The sequence below is a fragment of the Exiguobacterium sp. s121 genome (genome assembly GCF_018617245.1).
Lineage (GTDB): Bacteria > Bacillota > Bacilli > Exiguobacteriales > Exiguobacteriaceae > Exiguobacterium > Exiguobacterium profundum.
The window spans coordinates 1,220,405-1,242,353 of the sequence record NZ_JACSJV010000001.1; the positions used below are offsets into that span (position 1 = coordinate 1,220,405).

General features: G+C 48.3%; 20 protein-coding genes and 2 riboswitches. Of the genes, 15 read left to right on the plus strand and 5 right to left on the minus strand.

The genetic code is table 11. The annotated features are described in order from the left end of the window. Positions 1–262: 262 nt before the first annotated feature. The gene (locus tag KOG47_RS06275; RefSeq protein WP_012726349.1) at positions 263–1,363 is read right to left on the minus strand and encodes an AI-2E family transporter; all 1,101 of its coding nucleotides are present in this window, start codon (positions 1,361–1,363) and stop codon (positions 263–265) included. Between the two features lie 158 nt (positions 1,364–1,521). Continuing rightward, positions 1,522–1,621: riboswitch (SAM riboswitch) on the plus strand. A 78-nt stretch (positions 1,622–1,699) separates the two neighbouring features. On the opposite strand from KOG47_RS06275, the gene KOG47_RS06280 reads away from it, so the two are divergent. From KOG47_RS06280 to KOG47_RS06300, 5 genes are all read left to right on the plus strand, one after another. Further along, on the plus strand, positions 1,700–2,875 hold the full coding sequence (locus tag KOG47_RS06280) for an aminotransferase class I/II-fold pyridoxal phosphate-dependent enzyme (protein WP_211782801.1): 1,176 nt from the start codon (positions 1,700–1,702) through the stop codon (positions 2,873–2,875). Further along, positions 2,872–3,888, plus strand: a complete 1,017-nt coding sequence (locus tag KOG47_RS06285; RefSeq protein ID WP_215243913.1) for an iron-containing alcohol dehydrogenase — start codon at positions 2,872–2,874, stop codon at positions 3,886–3,888. Before KOG47_RS06280 ends, KOG47_RS06285 begins: the two co-directional genes overlap by 4 nt. Before the next feature lie 41 nt (positions 3,889–3,929). After that, a riboswitch (SAM riboswitch) is annotated at positions 3,930–4,034 on the plus strand. Between the two features lie 73 nt (positions 4,035–4,107). After that, positions 4,108–4,929: a MetQ/NlpA family ABC transporter substrate-binding protein gene (locus KOG47_RS06290; protein ID WP_047795298.1), complete on the plus strand. Its 822-nt coding sequence runs from the start codon at positions 4,108–4,110 to the stop codon at positions 4,927–4,929. A gap of 11 nt (positions 4,930–4,940) precedes the next feature. Then, positions 4,941–5,975: a methionine ABC transporter ATP-binding protein gene (locus KOG47_RS06295; protein WP_012726345.1), complete on the plus strand. Its 1,035-nt coding sequence runs from the start codon at positions 4,941–4,943 to the stop codon at positions 5,973–5,975. Continuing rightward, a complete protein-coding gene (locus KOG47_RS06300) occupies positions 5,947–6,609 on the plus strand; it encodes a methionine ABC transporter permease (RefSeq protein ID WP_012726344.1) in 663 nt (220 codons plus the stop codon). Before KOG47_RS06295 ends, KOG47_RS06300 begins: the two co-directional genes overlap by 29 nt. 29 nt (positions 6,610–6,638) lie before the next feature. On the opposite strand, the gene KOG47_RS06305 is transcribed toward KOG47_RS06300, so the two are convergent. Beyond that, positions 6,639–7,034: a Spx/MgsR family RNA polymerase-binding regulatory protein gene (locus KOG47_RS06305; protein WP_012726343.1), complete on the minus strand. Its 396-nt coding sequence runs from the start codon at positions 7,032–7,034 to the stop codon at positions 6,639–6,641. 161 nt (positions 7,035–7,195) lie between these two features. On the opposite strand from KOG47_RS06305, the gene KOG47_RS06310 reads away from it, so the two are divergent. From KOG47_RS06310 to KOG47_RS14835, 5 genes are all read left to right on the plus strand, one after another. After that, the gene (locus KOG47_RS06310; RefSeq protein WP_215243914.1) at positions 7,196–7,579 is read left to right on the plus strand and encodes a DUF302 domain-containing protein; all 384 of its coding nucleotides are present in this window, start codon (positions 7,196–7,198) and stop codon (positions 7,577–7,579) included. A 99-nt stretch (positions 7,580–7,678) separates the two neighbouring features. Beyond that, a complete protein-coding gene (locus KOG47_RS06315) occupies positions 7,679–8,977 on the plus strand; it encodes a hypothetical protein (RefSeq protein WP_215243915.1) in 1,299 nt (432 codons plus the stop codon). Further along, positions 8,974–10,245, plus strand: coding sequence for a hypothetical protein (locus tag KOG47_RS06320; protein WP_215243916.1), 1,272 nt, complete (start codon positions 8,974–8,976; stop codon positions 10,243–10,245). The genes KOG47_RS06315 and KOG47_RS06320 overlap by 4 nt, the downstream gene beginning before the upstream one ends. Continuing rightward, positions 10,242–11,543 carry a hypothetical protein gene (locus KOG47_RS06325; protein WP_215243917.1) on the plus strand — a complete coding sequence of 434 codons (1,302 nt, stop codon included), beginning with the start codon at positions 10,242–10,244 and terminating at the stop codon, positions 11,541–11,543. Before KOG47_RS06320 ends, KOG47_RS06325 begins: the two co-directional genes overlap by 4 nt. Positions 11,544–11,701: 158 nt before the next feature. Then, positions 11,702–12,607 (plus strand): methyl-accepting chemotaxis protein, encoded by a 906-nt coding sequence (locus KOG47_RS14835; RefSeq protein WP_215243918.1) that lies wholly within the window; start codon positions 11,702–11,704, stop codon positions 12,605–12,607. A gap of 21 nt (positions 12,608–12,628) precedes the next feature. Here the strand turns inward: KOG47_RS14835 and KOG47_RS06335 are convergent, their stop codons facing one another. Beyond that, positions 12,629–13,282: a M48 family metallopeptidase gene (locus KOG47_RS06335; RefSeq protein WP_215243919.1), complete on the minus strand. Its 654-nt coding sequence runs from the start codon at positions 13,280–13,282 to the stop codon at positions 12,629–12,631. Between the two features lie 116 nt (positions 13,283–13,398). Between KOG47_RS06335 and KOG47_RS06340 the strand changes: the two genes are divergently transcribed. Genes KOG47_RS06340 through KOG47_RS06350 form a run of 3 tightly spaced genes read left to right on the plus strand, consistent with a single transcriptional unit; the run spans position 13,399 to position 16,974 of the window. Further along, positions 13,399–14,571, plus strand: coding sequence for a MalY/PatB family protein (locus tag KOG47_RS06340; protein WP_215243920.1), 1,173 nt, complete (start codon positions 13,399–13,401; stop codon positions 14,569–14,571). 55 nt (positions 14,572–14,626) lie between these two features. Next, positions 14,627–15,838, plus strand: a complete 1,212-nt coding sequence (locus tag KOG47_RS06345) for a hypothetical protein (RefSeq protein ID WP_214690887.1) — start codon at positions 14,627–14,629, stop codon at positions 15,836–15,838. Continuing rightward, positions 15,835–16,974, plus strand: a complete 1,140-nt coding sequence (locus KOG47_RS06350; protein WP_215243921.1) for a hypothetical protein — start codon at positions 15,835–15,837, stop codon at positions 16,972–16,974. The genes KOG47_RS06345 and KOG47_RS06350 overlap by 4 nt, the downstream gene beginning before the upstream one ends. 62 nt (positions 16,975–17,036) lie before the next feature. On the opposite strand, the gene KOG47_RS06355 is transcribed toward KOG47_RS06350, so the two are convergent. Continuing rightward, positions 17,037–18,050, minus strand: coding sequence for a tyrosine-type recombinase/integrase (locus tag KOG47_RS06355; protein ID WP_215243922.1), 1,014 nt, complete (start codon positions 18,048–18,050; stop codon positions 17,037–17,039). 15 nt (positions 18,051–18,065) lie between these two features. Next, the gene (locus KOG47_RS06360; protein ID WP_215243923.1) at positions 18,066–19,109 is read right to left on the minus strand and encodes a GGDEF domain-containing protein; all 1,044 of its coding nucleotides are present in this window, start codon (positions 19,107–19,109) and stop codon (positions 18,066–18,068) included. 340 nt (positions 19,110–19,449) lie between these two features. Here KOG47_RS06360 and KOG47_RS06365 point away from each other — a divergent pair, with 340 nt between their 5' ends. Further along, positions 19,450–19,854 (plus strand): CoA-binding protein, encoded by a 405-nt coding sequence (locus KOG47_RS06365; protein ID WP_074037001.1) that lies wholly within the window; start codon positions 19,450–19,452, stop codon positions 19,852–19,854. Between the two features lie 126 nt (positions 19,855–19,980). Then, a complete protein-coding gene (parE, locus tag KOG47_RS06370; protein WP_074037925.1) occupies positions 19,981–21,948 on the plus strand; it encodes a DNA topoisomerase IV subunit B in 1,968 nt (655 codons plus the stop codon). Position 21,949: the final 1 nt, after the last annotated feature.

Genomic DNA, 21,949 nt, shown 5'->3' on the forward strand with positions numbered 1-21,949 from the left:
CACCTGCTTTATTTAATTTTAGACACAAAAGGGACGTCATATGCATGAAGGCATACGACGTCCCACGTTGTTTATGCATGCCTCGATAGGCAGGCGTCTTAGATATGAATCAATCGAAGAGGTGCCTGCCAATCAGTATGAACTTGAGTGAATGGTTTCGAAGATACTACTGACATGGGAACCTCTCCTTTCTGTTAATTGTGTTCTTCTCCTCAACTGTATGACACATTTCCTCAATGTGTCAACAAATTTATGAGGTGAATCAAAGTAATTCGTTTAGATTTTTTCGGTTCAGTCGATAATCGATGAGGCGAGACAAGACGACTTGAATCATGGCCGTGATCGGCACGCTCACGAACATCCCGATGAGGCCGAACAGGCTTCCTCCGATGATAATCGATGTGATGACCCAAAATGGTGTGATGCCGACACTATCTCCGAGAATCTTCGGTCCGAGCCACAATCCGTCAAACTGCTGTAACAAGAAGATGAACAAGAGTACCAATACGGCGGTGAACGGATCATAGAAATAGGTGATGATAAACGCTGGGATCATCCCGAGTAGCGGTCCGACATATGGGATGAAGTTTAAGACGCCGACGATGACTCCGAGAAGTAGGGCATATGGGGCCCCGATGATCAAGAGTCCGATGACTGCTAGCACTCCAATAATCAGACAGTCGAGCGACTTCCCAATGATATATCGCTTAAAGATATAATCCATCTCTTGAAAGATATCGATTGTCGTCTTCGCAGTGCCGACGGGTAATAGCGCATAGAGAAGACGCTTGAACATACGAGCGAAGACTTCTTTGTCCTTTAACAAATAGATGGAGATGACAATCCCAATCAAGAAGTTGATCAATGTCATTGTAAAACTAGAGACATAACTAACGGAAGAGAGGACGGCCGTCTCGACCCATCCAGAGTAACGATCCTCGAAGCGCGCAAAATCAATCGCTTGGGCGATCGTCGCGTTATAGTCTTTCAAGTAATTGTTCACTTCACCTAAAAACACGTCGATTTGACGGATATAAACCGGTAACTCATTAATGAGTGATGACAGACTCGAGTAAATCCGCGGGAACAACGTGACGACCGAAATCGCCAAGATGCCGATGAACGTGATATAGACGATGAGTAGTCCTTGATACCGCTTCAAGTGGAACCGTTCTTCAATATAAGAGAGTACGGTGTTGAGTAACAAGGCGATGGCGATCCCCATGATGATAGGGGTCAGTAACTGAAACGTGTATTGTAAGACACGTGAGATGGTATCCGGTTCACTGATGACACGCCATAAGACGAGCAAGATCAGTCCGATTACACTCAGTTTCCAAATAAGTTGACGATTAAGCTCCAATGCTCTATCCCCTCATACAAATATAATTTTTCTACTCTTTTACTATGAATGTTTTTTGAAAAGGATTCAATAGATGTTCTCTTTGAAAAAAATGTTTGACACCGTTGGGAATGTCTGGTTAACTTAGGGACATACAAAAATTACATAGCGAATGACACTTTCTATCAAGAGAAGCGGAGGGACTGGCCCGATGAAGCTTCAGCAACAGATTGCAAAATACTGTGCTAATTCCAGCAAGGTGACCTTGAGAGATGGAAAGGTGGTTGACTACATACGTCTGTATCGAGCACCCCTTTCCTCAGAAAGGGGTGTTTTTTCGTATTAGGAGGACCCATCATGGCAGACAGACGTTCCAAGTTATTAAAATCGTTACCGACACAACACTTTGTCGGATTAGCAGAAGAAGTCGCGGCAGTCGAGGCGAGTGGCAAGACTGTCATCCGACTCGGACAAGGCACACCCGACTTACCGACACCAGCTCCGATCTGTGAGGCACTGGAACGAGCATTGACCGACCCGACGACCCATCAATACGGACCATTCCGGGGACAGGCTCGACTAAAAGAAGCTGTGGCCGCATTCTATCAACGTGAATACGGAGTCGACCTCGACCCGGCGCGAGAAGTGGCGATTTTGATTGGCAGCAAATCGGGTCTCATCACGTTGCCTCAGTGTCTTCTTGAGCCGGGTGAAGGCATCTTGCTCCCGAACCCTGGCTATCCCGATTATATCTCGGGAGCGCGTCTCGCCGGAGCGGACATCATCGATTTGACGTTGAAGGAAGAGCACGGCTATCTCCCGGATTACACCACGCTCGATCCGCTTCATGCACGACTCATGTATTTGAACTACCCGAGCAATCCGACCGGCGCTGTCGCGACGCCAGCCTTCTTTGAGGAGACGGTTAAATTCGCCACAAACCATGATCTGATGGTCGTACACGATTTCGCCTATGGAAGTATTGGCTTTGATGGGCATGTCCCGCCAAGTTTTCTCCAAGCAGACGGGGCAAAAGAAATCGGGATTGAGGTGTATACGATGTCGAAGGCGTTCAACATGTCGGGATGGCGTGTCGCGTTCGCAGTCGGAAATGCAGATATCATCGAGGCGATCAATACGTACCAAGATCATGTCCACGTCTCTGTGTTCTCTGCCATTCAAGAGGCAGCCATCGTGGCGTTAGAATCCCCGCGTGACATACGTGACGACCTAGCCTCGCTTTACGAAACAAGACGAAACCGATTGATTGACGGGTTACGCCGGGCAGGGTGGGAGATTGAGGCACCAAAAGGTTCTTTCTTCGTATGGGCGAGAGTGCCTGAAGGCGATGCAAAATCATTCTCGACGAAGTTACTACATGAGGCGGGCGTCGCCGTCACACCTGGCTACTTCTTTGGAACGGAGGGGGAGCACCACATCCGGTTTGGCCTCGTATCATCTGAACAGAAGATTGATGAAGCGGTAGAACGGATTGAAAGACTGTTTGCAGCCTACGAGGAGGTCCATCAATGATTCGACAAGCGGTGCTGGAATACGACCATTCGAACGATGCACTCAATAAACTTTATCTTTTGATTGGGAATCGGGAGGCACTCGTTTTGAAAGGAATTAACGGATACGATGAAGCGGTTCGCGTGTCCCCTCGTCTAGCAGAAGTTCCGAGTGTACGATTCAACGGGGAATGTTCAGACGAAGAACTCAAACGATTAAAAGCGTATCGACCTGACGTATGGATTGCCGTCGGTGGCGGTAAATTGATTGATACGGCGAAGCGGATTGCATTTACCCAGTCGGTCCCGCTCATCGTCGTTCCGACACTTGTGTCAAACTGTGCCGCCTTCACCCCGCTCAGCGTGATCTATGGAGAAGACGGTACATATTTACGATATGATACGTTCCCCGTCGTCATCGAGCGCGTCATCGTGGATGAACGATTGTTACGCGACTCACCTTATGACTATTTCAGAGCCGGTGTGATTGATACGGTCGCGAAGTGGTTCGAAGCCCGATATATTAGCGGAACAACATCAAGGGACGCAGGGATTCAGTCGGGGCTTTCGCTTGCGGCACAGTGTGGAGCGTTGATGGATTTGTCCATTCGTGAAGATGACTTCCGCCGTTATGACACGGACATCCGATCTATCGTCGATCATGTCCTCGCCATTGGAGGTGCCGTCGGTGGGTTCGGCGATGCCGGCACTCGTGTCGCCGTCGCCCATGCGGTGCATAATGCGCTCAGTCGTTTTGATTCGACGCATCACTGGTTGCACGGGGATAAAGTAGGCTTTGGGCTGATCGTTCAAGAACGATTGGCTTCATCCGAAGACGCCTCATTCCTCGAGAATTGGCTACACGCCATCGCCGCTCCGACGTCACTTGAACAACTTGGGATTCGCTTTGACCAAATCGATGAGTTGGTCGATTATGTCGTCGAAGAAATGACGATTCAAGGCATTCACAAGGTCGAAGATACCGAGCAATTAAAAGAAATTTTAAGAAATCTTCAAGAAACAGTTTACAAATAATTCTTTTATCAGTAATATAATAACAAAATAATAGAACCGATTGCTTATCAAGAGTGGTGGAGGGACTGGCCCGATGAAACCCGGCAACCAGATCAGAAATGATCATGGTGCTAATTCCAACAGACGAGACGTCTGGGAGATGAGCGTGTCCGACTTTCACGTGTCGTGCCCGCCGCTCTTTTTGAGTAGCGGGCTTTTCATTTGGAGGAGGAATCATTCATGAACATCAAACAAAAAACCATTTTGGCAGGTACATCTATCCTTGCGGCCATCGCACTCTCAGCGTGCGGACAATCCGAGGCGAGCGAGACGCTCAGCACGAAAGAGCTGACGATCGGCGTCACTGGTGGACCACACGAACAGATCGCCGAGAAAGTACAGGAGCTCGCAAAAGAAGATGGGCTTGAAATCGACATCAAAGTATTCAACGATTACAACACGCCGAACACGGCTCTCGATGAAGGGAGTCTCGACGTGAACAGCTATCAGACGCTCTCGTTCCTCGAACTGCAAAAAGCGGACAAGGGGTATAAGATTGACGACGTCTTCAAGACGGTCGCTTTCCCGATGGGGCTCTATTCAGAGAAATTGACGGATATCAAGGACTTAAAGGAAGGTGATAAAGTGGCCGTCCCGAACGACCCGGCGAATGAGCTCCGTGCGTTACGACTATATGAAACGGCTGGGCTCATCACATTAAAAGAAGGATTGACGGATAAAGCAACGAAGCGCGACATTGCTGAGAATCCGCTCAACCTCGAATTTATTGAACTCGAAGCATCCCAACTGCCGACGCAACTCCCGGAAGTGGCACTCGCAGCTATCAACACGAACTTCGCGATGGGAGCGGGTCTATCCATTAATGAAGATGCCCTCTTCCATGAAGATACGGTCGATAACCCGTATCCGAACTATGTCGTCGTCCGTTCAGCCAATAAAGAAGATGAAGTCGTGAAGACGCTCGAGTCTTACTATCATTCAGAGGAAGTACGTGCCTTCATCGAAGAAGAATTCAATGGTTCGGTCGTGCCGGCGTTTTAAGGAGGGGTCTTATGATTGAACTGAAACAAATCACCAAGGAGTTCAAGGTCAACGGAGACACAATCACGGCACTCGATGATGTCTCCCTCACGATTGAGAGAGGAGAAATTTTCGGAATCATCGGACGAAGTGGTGCCGGTAAGAGTACGCTCATCCGGATGATCAATCTTTTGGAGCGTCCGACATCAGGGGTTGTCGAGATTGAGGGACAAGATATCACGCTCCTCAAAAAGAAAGGGTTGTCGACGTTACGCCAGCGAATCGGTATGATCTTTCAGCACTACAACTTGCTGAAGACTGCGACCGTCGAAGAGAATGTCGCCATCCCGCTTCGTCTCGAAGGTCTGGGGAAGCAGGTCATCCGTGAACGGGTCGACCGCTATCTCCAAATCGTCGGACTGAGCGAACATCGGAACCATTACCCTGAACAATTGTCGGGTGGACAGAAACAACGTGTCGCCATTGCGCGAGCGCTCGCCCACGAGCCTGATATTCTCCTTAGTGATGAAGCGACAAGTGCACTCGACCCTGAGACGACCGAGTCGATTTTAGAGTTACTGCTCGAAATCAATCGCGAGCTCGGATTGACGATTTTCTTGATCACACATGAGATGGAAGTCATCGAACGAATCTGTGACCGGGTCGCCGTCATCGATCGTGGCCAAATCGTTGAACAAGGACACGTACTAGACGTCTTCTCCAATCCGTCACACGAGACGACCCAGAAGTTTCTTAAGACAAACCTCGACGTGCCGGAAGAAGTCGTCTCGGAACTCCAGACTCGGGGAACGCTCGTCCACTTGTCGTTCATCGGCAGTCAGACAGAACAAGCAGTCCTGGCACAATTGACCAAGCGGTTCGGCATCCTACCGAACATCATCGGAGGCGGAATCAAGAAGTTAAAGGCGGGGCTTGTCGGAAACTTGCTCGTCCATCTTGACGGGGATCATGATCAAACGGAACTCGCCGTCCGTTATTTGAAGACGAGCGGCGTACATGTGAGGGAGGTGTCAAACCATGCAACAGTTTTGGACAGACTGGGGTGACTTAATCTGGACAGGAACGGTTCAAACGTTGACGATGACGAGCATCGCGCTTTTGATCTCGACCTTGATCGGATTGCCGCTCGGGACGTTGCTCGTTTTGACGAGACCGAATGGCAGACTCGCAAACCGATTCGTCTATGGTGGCTTATCGAGCGTTATCAACGTCATCCGTTCCATCCCGTTCATCATTCTGTTGTTCTTCATCTTACCGTTCACACGGTTCATCATGGGGACGACAATCGGCGTGCAGGGCGTCTTGCTCCCCTTGATCGTCTTCACCGCCCCGTATATTGCGCGACTCATGGAGTCGGCACTACTCGAAGTCGACCGCGGGGTCATCGAGGCGTATGAAGCGATGGGCATCTCGACGAGAAAAATCATCTGGTATGTGTTAATCCGTGAAGCACGTTCTTCTATCGTTCTCGGATTGACGATTGCGACGATCGGGTTGATTGGAGCGACGGCGATGGCGGGACTCGTCGGGGCAGGTGGACTGGGGGACATCGCCTATCAATACGGACACCTTCGTTTCGAACCGGAAGTCATGTACGTGACCATTTTCGTCCTCATCCTCCTCGTTCAGTCCATCCAATCCTTCGGGAATCGACTGGCGGCAAAATTGAAAAAGGCATAAAAAGAATCGTGTCGCGAAAGCGACACGATTTATGCGTTATGGAGCAGACGTTTCAGTTCAGCGATGCGGTCATGTCTCGGGATGAACGTCCGAATCTCTTTTTCACTGAAACCGACCTGGATGCGATGATGGTCGAAGACGATCGGACTTTTCAGGATTTGAGGATTCGAGGCGACGAAGCTATATAGCTCACGAATCGACATCTCATCTAGTTTCTCTGCCGCTTGTTTATAGACACTCTTTTGGACCGACAACAAGTCCGTCGTCCCATTTTCCGTCAGGCTCAACATCTCTTTGAATTCTCCGAAGGATAAACCTTGGTCTGTCAATTTCTTTTCGATGAAGGGAATCTTTTGTTCCCGTAACCAATCAATCGTTTTTCTGGAAGAACTGCAGCTCGTATGCGTGAATACCGTGACCGTCACGACAACCACTTCTCCTTTACATCAGTTTGGTTCTAACTATTATCTCCTTTTATACGTTCGAGTGCGTGATTATGTTTCAAATCACATACAGTTTCTTTTTGATTGAGCATGACTTCGTTCGGGTACAGATTTCATGAGTAACCAGATAAGGAGGAATGAAGATGTTTGACTATACCGTACAATCTGACCGTACCGTGGATGATGTTGTCATTCGTCTCGGAGAAGCATTGAAAGAAGAATCATTCGGGGTGCTGTGGGACTTTGATTTGAGTGAGACGCTCGAGAAAAAGGGAGAGGGGATTGATGGGAAGTATCGTATCTTAGAAGTATGCAATCCGAAGGCGGCAAAAGAAGTGCTGTCGCAACAGTTAGAAGGAGGCTACTTCCTTCCATGCAAAATCGCGGTGTTCGAAAAAGACGACCATACCCAAATTGGTATGCCGAGACCGACTGAATTAATTCGCCTCATCGATGACGAATCGTTACAAGCCGTTGCGTTAGACGTCGAGTCCCGATTGCAACGTGCCATCGACCAAAGTAAATGATTGTTCTACCATCCGCTCATGAAACGTGAGCGGATTTTTTTCGTATAGGATAGTTAGATAATGGTAAAATTGGATGATGAGATTATAGGAGGGGATATTTTGTACAAAAGAGGAATCATGATGTTACTTAGTGCTTCATTTTTAAGCGCTTGTGGGGCATCTAATATAGAAGTCATTCAACTAGATTACATAGAGGATCAATGGAACGTGGAAAGCTATTCAAAAGAAGGAGAGATGATTAAAGTTCATGAGTCAAAAGAAGTATTGGCTGCATGCGAAGGGGAGCGTGCAACCGAATTAAAGGGTGACATCACGGTATATCAAACGGCGATTGCAGGGAGAACCGAGCCTGTTTCAGCCATGACCCCATATACAATGAAAGTCGTGACGTACTTAGAAGGTGACGAACGGTATGCCGTATGTCGTGAAAGCTACACCAATCAACTGATGGCGGAAGCGATTGACTCGTTTCCAGACTTTGTGAATACAAGTGACGGAATTCGACTTCCACGACTCCCTCGTATTCATCAGACATCTTCTGCGTTACAAGACAAGTTGGTGGAAGCAGAAGGATTGGATTTTGACGGGAATTCCATCACCTCGTTCCCGCATACGTTACTGGAAATCGAACCGGCGCTCTACGGCGAACTTGAAATGAAACTCGGTGGCAAGGTGATCCGTTATCCAATTGCGCAGTTCGAGCCCCGAGGATTTGAGATGCCGAATCAACAGATTGCCATCGGATATGATAACAAGACGTTTCGTCCATATATTCTTTACTCGTTTGACGGTCAATTTTTCATGCCTCAACCGATTGAGTTTGATGAGTTAGAGGACCCGGAGTCAAAAGAGAATACCGTCTTTTCCGAGTTAGAGATCAAGACTGTCGCGACAGCTCGTGAACTGAACGAAGAAGAGGAAACTCCGCTCTATACTTTCTCGTATCTGAAAAACGGGAAACATGTGACCGAAACGATGACGATTCGATTCGCTCCTGGCTTGTTTTTAAAAGAAGGAGAAGAACCGGATCCGATGTTTGAGGATTGGTTGCCTGTTGAAGAAGCCGGGCCAAGGGTCATCGTCCATCGCAAACCATACGATGGAGGGGCGATGGAATTCGCAGAGTATAGTGAGGCCACGAAAGAGGAAGCGAAAGAATTGTTCGACATCATCAATGAGGCAGACCCCGTCGATCGCCGCGGAGAAGATTCAGAATATCGATATTTGACTTTAACAGACGGTTGGAAGGGTCAAGTGTTCGAAATCAGCTATCAAAAACGTTCGAAAAAAATTGATATCTATTTAACGGACCCGCTCCGCGATCAAACATTTAAATTATCGAGCGAAGGAGCGGAATCGTTCTTAGACATATTTCCGCGCCTAAGGGAAACATTATGAAGCGAATCCTTATATTCATTTGCTGTATTGGTTTGATGACAGGTTGTGATGATGAACAGATGGATGTCGTAAAGCTAGATCACATATCGGAGCATTGGAATGTGAAAAATCTTCAATCAGGTCATATGGATGCCAAGTCGGTGAAGTGGACTCCTGATTTACTCGATACGTGTTCCGGGAATGCAATTTCACGAATCGAAGAGGACGTCACCGTCTATCGCTCGTATGAATTGAATCGAAAATTCGATGATGCACATAAAATCGTGATGTATATGGAAGGAAATCAACCATACGCTGTTTGCTATGACAGTGCTTCTGAACAAATCAGGGCGGAAGAGATAGATGAATTCCCTTACTTCGTTCATACGGAAGAAGGGACCGACATCTTGAGTACGCCAACGATTCGCTCGGGTACACATGAAGAATTGAAAGAAATGGAACAGAAAGACGAAGGTCATTTCTATCCTGCTCCCATCCGTCTCCTCGAAGGGACGATGATTCATGTGACACCCTCATTATATGGCCAGATTGATTTATCGATTGGAGATCAACAAGGACTGTTCCCCATTTCACATTTGGAGCCATTTAGTGCCCAATCGGAAGAAGTGGGAATCGCGCTTGGGTATGACGAACAATCGAAAGAAGCGTATTTTTACTATGAGAAAAATGATGGATTGACGACCATGCTTCCTTTAGTCGTGTGGAATGAAAAAGAGCATAAACACGAGCCGATTCAATTCGAAGGACTACGAGTAGAACAGGCATTACAGGGGGACATTCTCGAACCTGGTGTTAAGACGCCTCTTTATACGTTCTCCTTCGTTGAAGGTGGGAAACGTGTGAATGAAGTGATCAGTCTAACTTACTTGAATGGTGAATTTTCGACAAATGATGCTGTCCGCAACGCAAGCGAATCAAATCCTGCTGGCGAAACTGATCCATTCGTTTTCGTTCATGAGAAACCTTTAAACGGAGCAATCGATGTCCAGTACCCGGACGTGCTACGAGCTGAAGGGAACGACATATCTGATTTGATGGCTGTAATCAAGGATGCTACACCTGTCAAACGTGCTGGAGATGTGACTGACTATTCGCGTCTTTCGATCGTCGATGGTTGGGGTGGTCAAGAATTTCAGTTAAGTTTCAAGGAACGATCTCAAAAAATCGATGTTTATCTGACGGATCCACTTCGCGATCAAACATTTAAATTATCAAGCAAAGGAGCGGAACGGTTCTTGGATGTATTTCCGGAGGTGAAAGGGTCATGATGAAACGAATGCTATTGATGTTAAGCGCAGTCGGGATTTTATCGGGTTGTGGTAGTGAAAAAATGGATGTCGTGCAGCTAGACTATATGCCTGAGCAATGGAACGTGGGCGATTTGTATTCGAATCAGATGGATGCCGAATCGGAGACATGGACGACGCACATCCTCGATGCATGCTCAGGCGAGCCGATTACACAGATTGAAGGGGATGTAACGGTTTTCAATTCATATGCGGTGAATCGGAAAGTCATGATATCAGATTATGATCCGAGCTCATATAAATTGGTGACTTTCTTGAAAGGAAAAGAAAACTACACCATTTGCTATGATGGAGACTATTCCAACATGAAATTAGGGAAGATTGATGAACTACCGGACTTCCTCGATTTATCAGCGGGTATCAAAGTCCCGAGCGTCCCGAAGATGAAAGCGGGTACGAAAGAGGAAGAACACGTCGCAGAACAGAGTGACCCATCCGAGTACCTTGGGATGCCCATCAACCTGTTCGAAGACACGATGATTCATTTGACCTCTCCTTTGAATGGCGCGATTGCATTGACAGTAGGTGAACAGGAAGGAATCTTTCCCGTCTCGACCATTGAACCATATAATGCGCAAATGGGAACCGCAAAGATTGCACTCGGATATAATGACAAATTGAAAGCCGCTCACTTTTACTTCGAAACTACGAACGGTACGACATCTATTCAACCTTTCCTTGTATGGGATGAGAAAGACGGCGCACATGTCCCCATCCAGTTCGAAGGATTACAAGTCGAACGGGTCCTCCAGACGGATACATTAGAGCCGGGGGTTAAGACACCGCTTTACATATTCTCATACATGAAAAATGGAAAGCGTGTGAAAGAAGAAGTCAGCTTGACGTACACGAAGGGCGAGTTTGCCACGAATGAGTCCATTAAAGAATCCACTGAAGCAGGACTCATTGCAAATCCTTCCGTTCCGCGAGGTCCGTTTTTCTTTCTCCATAAAAAACCTTTAGATGCGGAGGCCACATTGAATTATCCGGATACATTGCGTGCAGCTGGCACCGACATGTCTGATTTGATGAACGCATTTGAGGAGGCAGAACCAGTGGATCGAGCTGGAGAAGTGGGGGACTATCCCCTTCTCACCATCATCGAGGGATGGAAAGGGCAAGAGTTTCAGTTAAGCTTCAAGAAACGGTCTAAAAAAGTAGATGTCTATGTGACGGATGAATCACGCGATCAAACGTTCAAACTGAGCAGTGCAGGGGCGGAAACGTTCTTCTCCTATTTCCCAGATTTAGATGAGTGAAGGGCGCCCCTCGGCGTCTTTTCATTTGGTAAATACTTCAAAACCAAGATATTGACCTTCTGTATAAAAAGAGAGTAATGGTATGTTATGGGATACGTTACACTGAAATTCACGATTTAGTACGAACATCCTAGGAATAAGAAAGGTTGCTATCTATAATGAGTACTTTGAACCAAAAAGGAATTCAATCTGAGGACGTTTTTCAATCCATTGAAATGAATATGGCGATGATTCGATTCGACCGTCAACGCCGGGTCGTCGATGTGAACGACACGTTCGCGAAAGCAATGAAATACAGACGCGAGGAGATGATTGGCATGCAGCATCACTTGTTCTGCCCTTCTTCCTTTGTCAATAGTCCAGAGTATTCGGCATTTTGGGAGAAATTATGGAATGGTTTCAGTTTCTCGGATAAAGTGGAGCGCGAGAATGCAAAAGGGGAAACCATTTGGCTCGAGGCGACGTATATGCCGATTTTTGAAGGAGATGATGTCGTCGGTGTCGTCAAGATTGCATCGGACATCACCGCACGGCAACAAGTGATTGAGGATTATGCGTATCGCTTTAAATCGATGACCGATGTGCTCGATGAACGGGCGAAGACAGGCATGCAAGATACGAAAGTATTGAATGAAACGATTGAAAAGCTTGCGAAAGATGCCGCGGACAACCTCCATGCCCTTCAGAACTTGCGTCGTCAAGCCGATGACATCGCGAAAATTGCCTCGTCGATCAAAGAGATTGCCGCACAAACGAATCTGTTGTCCCTGAATGCTGCCATCGAAGCGGCACGAGCAGGTGAACACGGGCTTGGATTTAATGTGGTTGCGACTGAGGTCCGCAACCTCTCTCGTATGGTTGAACGTGCGGTCATCGACGTCAACTCGAACACGGAAGGGATGAACGTCGAGCTTCGGAAAATTGTAGAAGGTGTCACTGCGTCCAATCAAGAGATTCAGTTAAGTGCAAAAACGATGGAACAGACGATGGAGCGATTCCATACGTTCGAGCAGGCAGCAGCCGAGCTACATGATACGGCCGACACATTTACATCCAACCTGTGAACCGATTGACCTTACACGGGGTCAGTCGGTTTTTTTGAGTCGTAACGTATGTCCTTGTCGTTTCAACCAATCTTTCGCTGTAGCGGTGTTCGGATAGATCGTTTGTAAAGTTCTCCAAAAAGAAGGGGAGTGATCGAAGTGAACGAGATGCACCCATTCGTGGGCGATGACGTAGTCCATCATCTCTTTTGGCGCCAGCATGAGGCGGACATTGATGGAGATGGTTCCGTTCGAACTACATGATCCCCAGCGTGTCTTTTGGTGACCGATACGAATCTTTTTCGCTTTAACGCCTAAGATCTTTTCATAAATTGGTGCCCGCTCGATCGCATAGTGTAAGGCACGTTCACGAAGCCAAATCTCATACTGTTTCCAGAGTGTAGCGTCGTCCCATGCTTCCGGAACCCAAAAAGACGTGCCGTCATGCCGAAGCGTCCGCCCGCTGTCTCTTCTGACCGGGTAATGCTCTCCGTGAAGCACAAGTCCGCGATCAAGAACGGACATCTGTTGAGGAAGATTCTGCAACGTCTCACGAATCCATGTGTCGTGCTCTTCTAGTGCGCGGTCGACGAGACGTTTTGGCAATCGAGCCGGGACTCGGAGTTCGATTCCTTCCGGTGTGACATAAAAGGCAGCTCTTTTTCTTCGTTTGTTTCGAATGACGGTAACACGCATTGATGTGCCTCCTTTCTTATCTCGATAGAGTATAACGAAGTCGGCAAAAAACTGCCATGCTTTTTTTGGCACGTAGTCGAATCAACTTTGATACAGTAAGAGTAGGAGGGATGAACATGAAATCAATTTTACAACAACAACTTGAACGTAAAGGTACGAATTCAGTGAAGTGGGATGGGTTGGAGCGATGGTTCCATTTGTCAGAAGATGTGTTACCGCTATGGGTAGCGGATATCGACATCCGTACTGCACCGTCCATCTCCGAGGCGCTCGCTATAAAAGCCGCTCAAGGGGAATTCGGGTATACATTGTTCGCAGCTGAAGCGCAAACAGCGGTGAGCGATTGGTACGGCCGACGTCACGATTTAATTGTTGACCCGAACCATGTGTTATTCTCTAGCGGTGTCGTGCCTGCGTTGACGCATATCGTCGAGGCGTTGACTGAAGTCGGAGATGGCGTCGTCATCCAGTCACCTGTCTATCCACCATTCCACGAACTCGTTGTCGGTTCCAAGCGACAAGTGTTCGATGCCCCGTTGAAAAAAATTGACGAGCGCTACGAGATGGATTTTGTCGCACTCGAGGAAGCGATGAAACAAGCGAAACTCTTCCTACTCTGTTCCCCACATAATCCAGTTGGGCGTGTCTGGACGAGAGCGGAACTAGAAAAGGTCGTAGCACTCGCGGATCAATATGAGGTGATTGTCGTCGCTGACGAGATTCATGCAGATTTGACATTCCCGTCTCATAAACATACCGCAATCGGCACACTCGACTCGCGTATCATCACGGTAAGTGCGCCCTCAAAAGCATTTAACATCGCCGGATTATTTGCGTCCTACATCATTTGTCCGGTCGATGAGTGGCGGAAGCAAATCACGAAAGTACAGAACAAACATCATGTGCTCCCGACACCGTTCGCGAACACGGCTATCATCGCCGCGTATACCGATAACCGCGCGGAACGTTGGCTCGACCAGTTGCGAGAAGAATTGGAGCAACAAATGAATGACGTGATCGATTCCATCGAATCAAACCTTCCGATGCTCCATACGACCCGTCCGGAAGCGAGTTATCTGCTTTGGCTCGATTTCTCGGAGTTACCGATGTCTGCCGAGGAGCGGAAGTCATGGCTTCATCATGAGGTTCGGATCTTCTTGTCACCGGGTGGTCCGTTCGGTCCTCAAGGTGAAGCGTTCGAACGGATGAATATCGGGACTCGTCGTGAACTGTTGGACGAGGCGATTCATCGGCTGAGCGCGCAAATGAAGCGAAAAGCGTTTGTGTAAAACGAGAATCGGGAAAAATTCACAATGAGATGATGAAAGAAAGTGAGTGGATGGGATGGAGACGATCAACTGGAAGAAAAAGATGGAGGAACAGTTAAGGCGTAGCGGCTTCACCTTGCAAGTCGAAAACATGTCCAATATCCGCTTGACTGAGATTCTTGCGAGTTCTTCTCCATTGATCTCTTATCCGCTCCGAGTCCGTTTATATGAGCGGATGGGTTGGCTCATGTGTACGGTCGATTCGCCAACGCTCGATCGGAATGAAGACCATCCGTTATTTGAACGCATGGTGACCGCCGTCTTTGAACGGATTGTGCGTCACCTTTATAACGGATATGGTTTTCATATCTTGACGTTTATCGGGGATACGGGAAATTACATCGCTCCGAAAGATTCGGAGACAGGGGAGGTCGTGCGTCTCGTCGCCCACCTTTGGAATGACCGGTCGTACATTCACCTTGACACCTTTGAAGAGTATCCAGCCTTATACGTGACGCCGCCATGGGCACATCAAGCCTATGCCATCGAAAGCACAGAGGATGAGTGGGTTATATACGCAGGGAGAGGGGGGAGGCCGTCGACCGATTATCGTGCGGACGGTGTCGAATTGAAACCTCATCGTCTATCGGATGGTGAGCTCTTCTTCCCGGTGGATCGGATTTCGAAAGAGAAAGGAACCCTCGCCCTGGCCGAATGGCTTCGACTCGAAAGGCGAGAAGTCGAGGACTTTATGATGTCCTTCATGCAGACAATCCGGAAGTTCGATCCGTCGTTTGGATTCGCATGGGGTGGGACCGAAACCTTTTTTCATGGTGTACCGGTTGAACCGTACGCGCAGGTGCTCAGGCTCGAAAGTGGGAAACGTCGCTATCGCGTCATGAACAATACGGCAAAACGACTATTTGCCGCCTCGGACGACCCGAACGAGTGTCTGAAGGAAGTGAGTCGAACACTAGGGACAATCACGCTCCCTGAACGGCGTGTCTCAGCCCTCGGTCAATTGATCATGGGGATCTGGCAACAGTTTGAGACCGATGAAGAGACGTACATTCAAGAAGTCGCGTTTCGTGACATCTCCAAATTCCAAATGGAAGAAAAGATTGGACATGCTCTCGCGAATCAACAACGGATTCGCTGGATCGACAAGAATCATCCGCATCAGGATGTGATTGAATATGCTCATCTTCGTATCACGTTCCCGAAACGACCACCTGGGCTTGTTACAGTCGAACCCGCTGAATCCGGACAAGAGAGAGGTGCTTTATGAGAATCGTTGACGCACGAGCCATGCCAATCGATCATGAAGATGTGATCGCCATTACCCCTTCCTCTGTCTACTATCGCGAGAAGATGGATCGAACGACATTCTCGCTCTATCGCTTTGACGAAGAGGACGGTGTGATCACACAATTGAACCGAAGGGAGTACGCGGATTATGGTTATCCCAAGCTTTTCGTCGATGGAGACATCGTCTACTTTATAAATGAGGTTCCAGACGGTGAAGGGGTAGTCAAGACAGAATTGATTGCCTTCTCTTACAAGTCAGGCACCGAAGAAGTTGTCACGACGTTTGAGAAGCGTGGGAATAGCACATTGTTCTGGGTATTGGATCATCGTTACTTCCTCTTTTTGACGGTGTTTGAATCATCGGATGAAGCATGGCTTTATGACCGGGTGACCAATCAACGGGAGCGTATCCGAGATGAGCGCCTCGTCGGTAAGACGGAACGATTCCGAGAATTATATTTGTTTACGACCACATTCGCCGGTGTTCCATACATCGTCTGTAACGCAAGACTCGATGAGTTTGACTATTATAATGCACTCGATGATGGGCGCATCTCTCCTGACGACCCGATTGACCATTCCGAGGCATTATTGATTTGCCCACTTGAAGAGGCGGTCGAGGCGATATGGGATCATCGGGACGAATTGCCATTCGATGATGTCCTTCGTCTACAAGGGGAAGGGGACACGGTCCAATATCTCGGAGAAAATGAAGGGACGCTTCGATTCTCCGCTTTTGTTGACTCGTTAAATAAGGAAGTCATCTATGATTTGACGGCTCCCGATGTCTTGCATGAAGTATCGGTCGTCGATTGGGGTGCTTATGAACCGATTGATTTCACTTACGACGATATAAGTTCGACGATTTTCATCAAAGTTGATGAGACGGATATGCACTCAGAAGTCATTGACCTCGCAACCGGTGCGCGTTATATCGACGTGGAACCGTTCGAACGCGTCATCGGTCGCCGCTATCTCGTCCATGAATATACGGAAGGACTTACGAGCGGGGTCGTGATTTTCGATTTAGAATCGGAAGAACGTCTCACTTATGACAATGCCTATTTTATGGTCATCGATGATGCCATTTTGATTTTGTCAATGTCCAGCACATAAATATAACCACTACCCATTATATAGGTGGTGGTTATATTTGGATATATAGTTTACATAACATATTATTGTAAACCTGATATTGCGTGTTTTTTCCGTTCATCTCCGATATGGGCATAGACTTGTGTCGTTGCCACAGATTCATGCCCGAGAAGCTGTTGAATCGTGAGCACATCGACGCCCCCCATGGCGAGACGCGAAGCGAACGTGTGACGGAGCTTATGTGGCGTTACCTGTTTATGGCTCAAGAACGGCAAGTAAGGCTTTAAGCGGTCAATATGCCCTTTCAACATATGCTGAACCGTCCGTACAGCGATTCGTTGTCCCTTCTCATTTTGGAACACCGCCCCTTCGCTCGACGTGTGGCGATACTCAGTGAGGAGCGGAAGAAGTGGTCCTGCGATGGGGATCAAGCGTTCCTTATTGCCTTTACCGATGACCCGAATCGTTCCGGTCTCAAGGTTTATATCGGACCAATTGAGTCCGACAAGCTCGGATACGCGCATTCCTGTCAGTCCAAGTAACTGTATGATTAAAAAGTCTCGCGCGCGATTCATTTCGTACCAACTCGCCTCGCGATTCGTCATGCCGACGTTGCTACGTACGAGCGTCGAGAAGTCGAGCCACTCCGATTCCGTCAAATAGACGGGGTTCCGTTTGCCGCGTTTCGGACGTTCTACGGTTTGAAAAGGATTCACCGTTGCCTGATTGGTCTCGATTAAGTAATTGAAGAGTGACTGTAACGTTGAAAGCTTCCGATTGATGACGCTCGGAGCGTTTTCGAGCTCGAGGGCAAGATAAGTCGCATACGCTTCTGCTCCGGCATAGTCAATCTCTGTGAATGATGGCAAGTCAATCGTTTCAGGTTCTAACTCCGTTCCACTCACGTGCTCGACCCAACGAAAGAAATCTAAAACGTCATACACATAGCGCTGGGCCGTCTGTTTGGAATAATGCTTCGCTGCTAAATGATGAAAAAACTGTTGGATGAATGCGGGTAGTCGGTGCAACCCGTTCAACTCGAAGCGTTTCGTCGTCGTCGGTGTCTGCCGCTGTCCAAGTTGACGGAAAATACTCATAGAATGCTCCTTTCTTCATGTAGTTCTCACTTGATTCTTTCCGCTACGCTTCCCTTCACGAAGGAAGTTGTCCGCTTCTTTGACGATCTCTTCGACCGTATCGTGACCAACACGAACCGCAAGTCCGAATGTCATTGTGACATGAAGACGTTCTCCTGCGTAATAGAGAGGAATCGACTCGATTTGCTGTCTCAATTGTTCGGTGATTGTAAGGAAGTTATCGCATGGACTCGAAAAGAAAATCAGGAATTCCTCGCCTCCCCATCGGACTACAATGCCGTCGACGTCGGATAGGATGCTGGCGACTTGTTGTAGCACCCGGTCCCCACAATCATGTCCGTAAGTCTCGTTAAATGATTTGAATCGATCAATGTCACCGAGGACGAGTGCGTATGGAACGCCTTCATGAGCGGCTTTGTCGATTGCTTTGGAAACCTGTTCATGCCCGACTTTTCGGTTCAATAGTCCGGTCAATCCATCCGTCGAGGCGAGAATTTGCAACCGCTCATTAGATTGTTCGAGTTCATCTGTCACTTCGACAACGGCTGACTCAAAGATAAAGGAGAGCCCTGCAATCATCATCACGGTCGATAGGATACAAAAGAGTCCGAGCGCTTGTTCTATCTGTATCGGTAAGGTCTCGATGCCGTCAGATACATAGATGAATAGAAGGCTATAAATCAGCATCGCGATGGCCGTGGTCAAGATGCGTTGGCCTCTTGATACGCTTGGCATGAAAAAGACACCGTATGCCATCATGAGGATAAAATAATGCATGTTGATCTCCCAGCCGAGTATAACAGTCGAGATGACGGCGTTGTAAACGACTTCGATAAAAAGTCCGGCAAAGAAAATTCCGTACCACCTTTTATGTACAAAATAGAATGAAATCGTGTAGTAGATCACACTCAAGCCATTTGATAGGAATAAGAGAGTCAAATCCAGACGATAAAACAAGATGCAAAATAGGAAGTGAACCAACCAGGCGATAACGTTGCCGTAAAAAGTAATACGTTCATTATATAGTGTTCCTCGACGAGTTTCATAGGTTGTTCCCATCGCACACCTCCTTTCTTTTAGTATAACGAAACAATGAACAAATTTATATAAATGTCCGAAAAACGGATTCAAAAAACGCTCTTATCTCGTATGTATTATTGCGTGAAATAGATATTTCACGCAATGTACATGAATTGCGTGATTGTATCTCAATCGAGTGGTTAATCGACTGATTGATTTTATAGCAAAATAAATGGTAGACAATAATTTGTTATGTAAACCATATTGGTTTGTCTTGAAATTGTAATGTTGAGTCATTATACCTTATGATGAAAATAAGACTTGAAACAGGAAGGAAGGTAACGTTACACTGTAAGCGTAAACCAAAGGGGGATTTTGGATGGATGATCAGCGTTTGAAGCAACTTTTGTCTGAAGCGAAGACCATCGCGGTCGTCGGTGTGTCCGACAACCCGAACAAGACGGCCAACCAGATTGCGGAGTATTTGCTTCGTGTCGGGTATACCGTCATCCCTGTCAACCCGATGCTCGAGGAGTGGAACGGTCGTAAGGCGTATCCGTCCGTCGAGAGCATCCCGGGTAGAATCGATATCGTCGACGTGTTCCGTCGCAGCGAATTTTTAGCGGGTGTCGCGGAAGATGCGGTACGACATGGGGATGTCGGGCTCGTCTTCAACCAGCTCGGTCTCTCAAGTGCTGAGGCGGAGCAAATCGTGCGTGACGCCGGGCTCGATTATATCGAGAACCGCTGCCTGTACGTGGAGCATGCTCGTCTACTCGGATAAGACCTACCTCCTTGGTAGGTCTCCTTTTTTTCAGCGATGGCTGACAAGGGAGGCTTGCCAGAATCGATGAACAGCTATACAATAGGAAAGAAAAACGAACGTGTGTTCGAAATTGAGGTGACTGCTATGTCAACAGATCTATTTAATTACAATGAAGACGCCATCCAGGTGCTCGAAGGACTCACGGCCGTGCGGAAACGACCGGGGATGTACATCGGGTCAACCGACCATCGCGGACTTCACCATCTCGTCTATGAGATCGTCGACAACGCGATCGATGAGGCGCTCGCTGGGTTCGGTGGTCAAATCGATGTGACGATTCATAAGGACGATGCCATCACGGTCCGTGACCACGGCCGCGGGATGCCGACAGGAATGCACGCCTCTGGAAAGCCTACCCCAGAAGTCATTTTTACGGTCCTTCACGCTGGAGGAAAGTTCGGACAAGGTGGATACAAGACGTCTGGTGGACTCCACGGCGTCGGTGCTTCGGTCGTCAACGCCCTATCAAGCAAGGTCGTCGTGACGATTTATCGTGACGGAAAAGTGTTCGAACAGACCTTTGCAGACGGCGGTGTGCCTCAAACGACACTGATTGAGACAGGCAAGACACGCCAAACCGGCACGAGTGTCTATTTCAAACCGGATGCGACCATCTTCTCAACGACGACGTATAACTATGACACGCTCGCCGAACGCCTCCGTGAATCGGCTTTCCTCTTAAAAGGATTGACGATCACGCTCACTGATGAGCGTACGGAGAAGCAAGAGACGTTCCATTACGAGGAAGGGATTGCCGAGTTCGTCCAATACTTGAACGACGATAAGGCGACACTCCACCCAATCGTCTATTTCGAAGGGGTCGAGAATGAGATCGAGATCGAACTCGCGTTTCAGTTCACGGACGCCTATTCCGAAAATGTGCTCTCGTTCGTCAACAACGTCCGGACACGCGATGGTGGAACGCACGAGGTCGGTGCCAAGACGGCGATGACCCGAATCATGAACGAATATGCACGGAAGAACGGTTTACTCAAAGAGAAAGATAAAAATCTCGACGGCGGCGACGTCCGTGAGGGACTCACGCTCATCGTGTCGGTCCGGATCCCGGAGGAATTCCTCCAGTTCGAGGGGCAGACGAAGTCGAAACTCGGGTCACCGGAGGCACGTGCGAGCGCTGACAGCGTCATGGCGAAACAGTTGACGATCTTCCTAGAAGAGAACCCTCAGATGGCGACGATGCTCATCAAGAAGGCGATTCGTGCGGCACAGGCTCGCGAGGCGGCCCGCAAGGCACGGGAAGAGGCCCGTAACGGGAAGAAAAAGAAACGCTCGAGCATCTTGAACGGAAAATTGACGCCTGCGACGTCAAAGAATGCTGCTAAGAACGAGCTCTTTCTCGTCGAGGGTGACTCGGCCGGTGGTTCAGCCAAACAAGGGCGGGACCGTACATTCCAGGCTATCCTGCCGCTGCGCGGGAAGGTCATCAACTCGGAGAAGTCGAAACTCCAGGACATCATGAAAAACGAAGAGATCAACACGATCATCCATGCGATCGGCGCCGGGGTCGGTCACGATTTTGATTTGGACGACTGTAACTTCGACAAGGTCATCATCATGACGGATGCCGACACGGACGGTGCACACATCCAGGTGCTCCTCCTCACGTTCTTCTTCCGTTATATGCGACCGCTCGTCGAGGCGGGCCGCGTGTTCGTTGCCTTGCCACCGCTCTATCGCATCTCAAAAGGGAAAGGCAAGTCCGAACAGTTCGACTATGCCTGGGACGAAGAGGCACTAGAGAAGCTCGTCAAAGTGTATAAGAAAGGCTATATCCTCCAACGCTACAAAGGTCTTGGCGAGATGAACGCGGACCAGTTATGGGAGACGACGATGAACCCGGACACTCGTACACTCATCCGTGTCACAGTCGACGATGCGGCCGTTGCGGATAAGCGTGTGTCTGTCCTGATGGGCGACAATGTCACGCACCGTCGTGAATGGATTGAGGAGAACGTCGCCTTCGGACTCCAGGAAGATGATTCGATCATCGCCAATGAACATGTGACTAAAGCGATTGAGGAAGTGATGTAAC

Bases quoted from the DNA above. Each gene is read 5' to 3' on its own strand.
- KOG47_RS06280 (WP_211782801.1), top strand. From the start codon at position 1,700: ATGGCAGACAGACGTTCCAAGTTATTAAAATCGTTACCGACACAACAC.
- KOG47_RS06285 (WP_215243913.1), top strand. From the start codon at position 2,872: ATGATTCGACAAGCGGTGCTGGAATACGACCATTCGAACGATGCACTC.
- KOG47_RS06290 (WP_047795298.1), top strand. From the start codon at position 4,108: ATGAACATCAAACAAAAAACCATTTTGGCAGGTACATCTATCCTTGCG.
- KOG47_RS06295 (WP_012726345.1), top strand. From the start codon at position 4,941: ATGATTGAACTGAAACAAATCACCAAGGAGTTCAAGGTCAACGGAGAC.
- KOG47_RS06300 (WP_012726344.1), top strand. From the start codon at position 5,947: ATGCAACAGTTTTGGACAGACTGGGGTGACTTAATCTGGACAGGAACG.
- KOG47_RS06310 (WP_215243914.1), top strand. From the start codon at position 7,196: ATGTTTGACTATACCGTACAATCTGACCGTACCGTGGATGATGTTGTC.
- KOG47_RS06320 (WP_215243916.1), top strand. From the start codon at position 8,974: ATGAAGCGAATCCTTATATTCATTTGCTGTATTGGTTTGATGACAGGT.
- KOG47_RS06325 (WP_215243917.1), top strand. From the start codon at position 10,242: ATGATGAAACGAATGCTATTGATGTTAAGCGCAGTCGGGATTTTATCG.
- KOG47_RS14835 (WP_215243918.1), top strand. From the start codon at position 11,702: ATGAGTACTTTGAACCAAAAAGGAATTCAATCTGAGGACGTTTTTCAA.
- KOG47_RS06335 (WP_215243919.1), bottom strand. From the start codon at position 13,282: ATGCGTGTTACCGTCATTCGAAACAAACGAAGAAAAAGAGCTGCCTTT.
- KOG47_RS06340 (WP_215243920.1), top strand. From the start codon at position 13,399: ATGAAATCAATTTTACAACAACAACTTGAACGTAAAGGTACGAATTCA.
- KOG47_RS06345 (WP_214690887.1), top strand. From the start codon at position 14,627: ATGGAGACGATCAACTGGAAGAAAAAGATGGAGGAACAGTTAAGGCGT.
- KOG47_RS06350 (WP_215243921.1), top strand. From the start codon at position 15,835: ATGAGAATCGTTGACGCACGAGCCATGCCAATCGATCATGAAGATGTG.
- KOG47_RS06355 (WP_215243922.1), bottom strand. From the start codon at position 18,050: ATGAGTATTTTCCGTCAACTTGGACAGCGGCAGACACCGACGACGACG.
- KOG47_RS06360 (WP_215243923.1), bottom strand. From the start codon at position 19,109: ATGGGAACAACCTATGAAACTCGTCGAGGAACACTATATAATGAACGT.
- KOG47_RS06365 (WP_074037001.1), top strand. From the start codon at position 19,450: ATGGATGATCAGCGTTTGAAGCAACTTTTGTCTGAAGCGAAGACCATC.
- parE (WP_074037925.1), top strand. From the start codon at position 19,981: ATGTCAACAGATCTATTTAATTACAATGAAGACGCCATCCAGGTGCTC.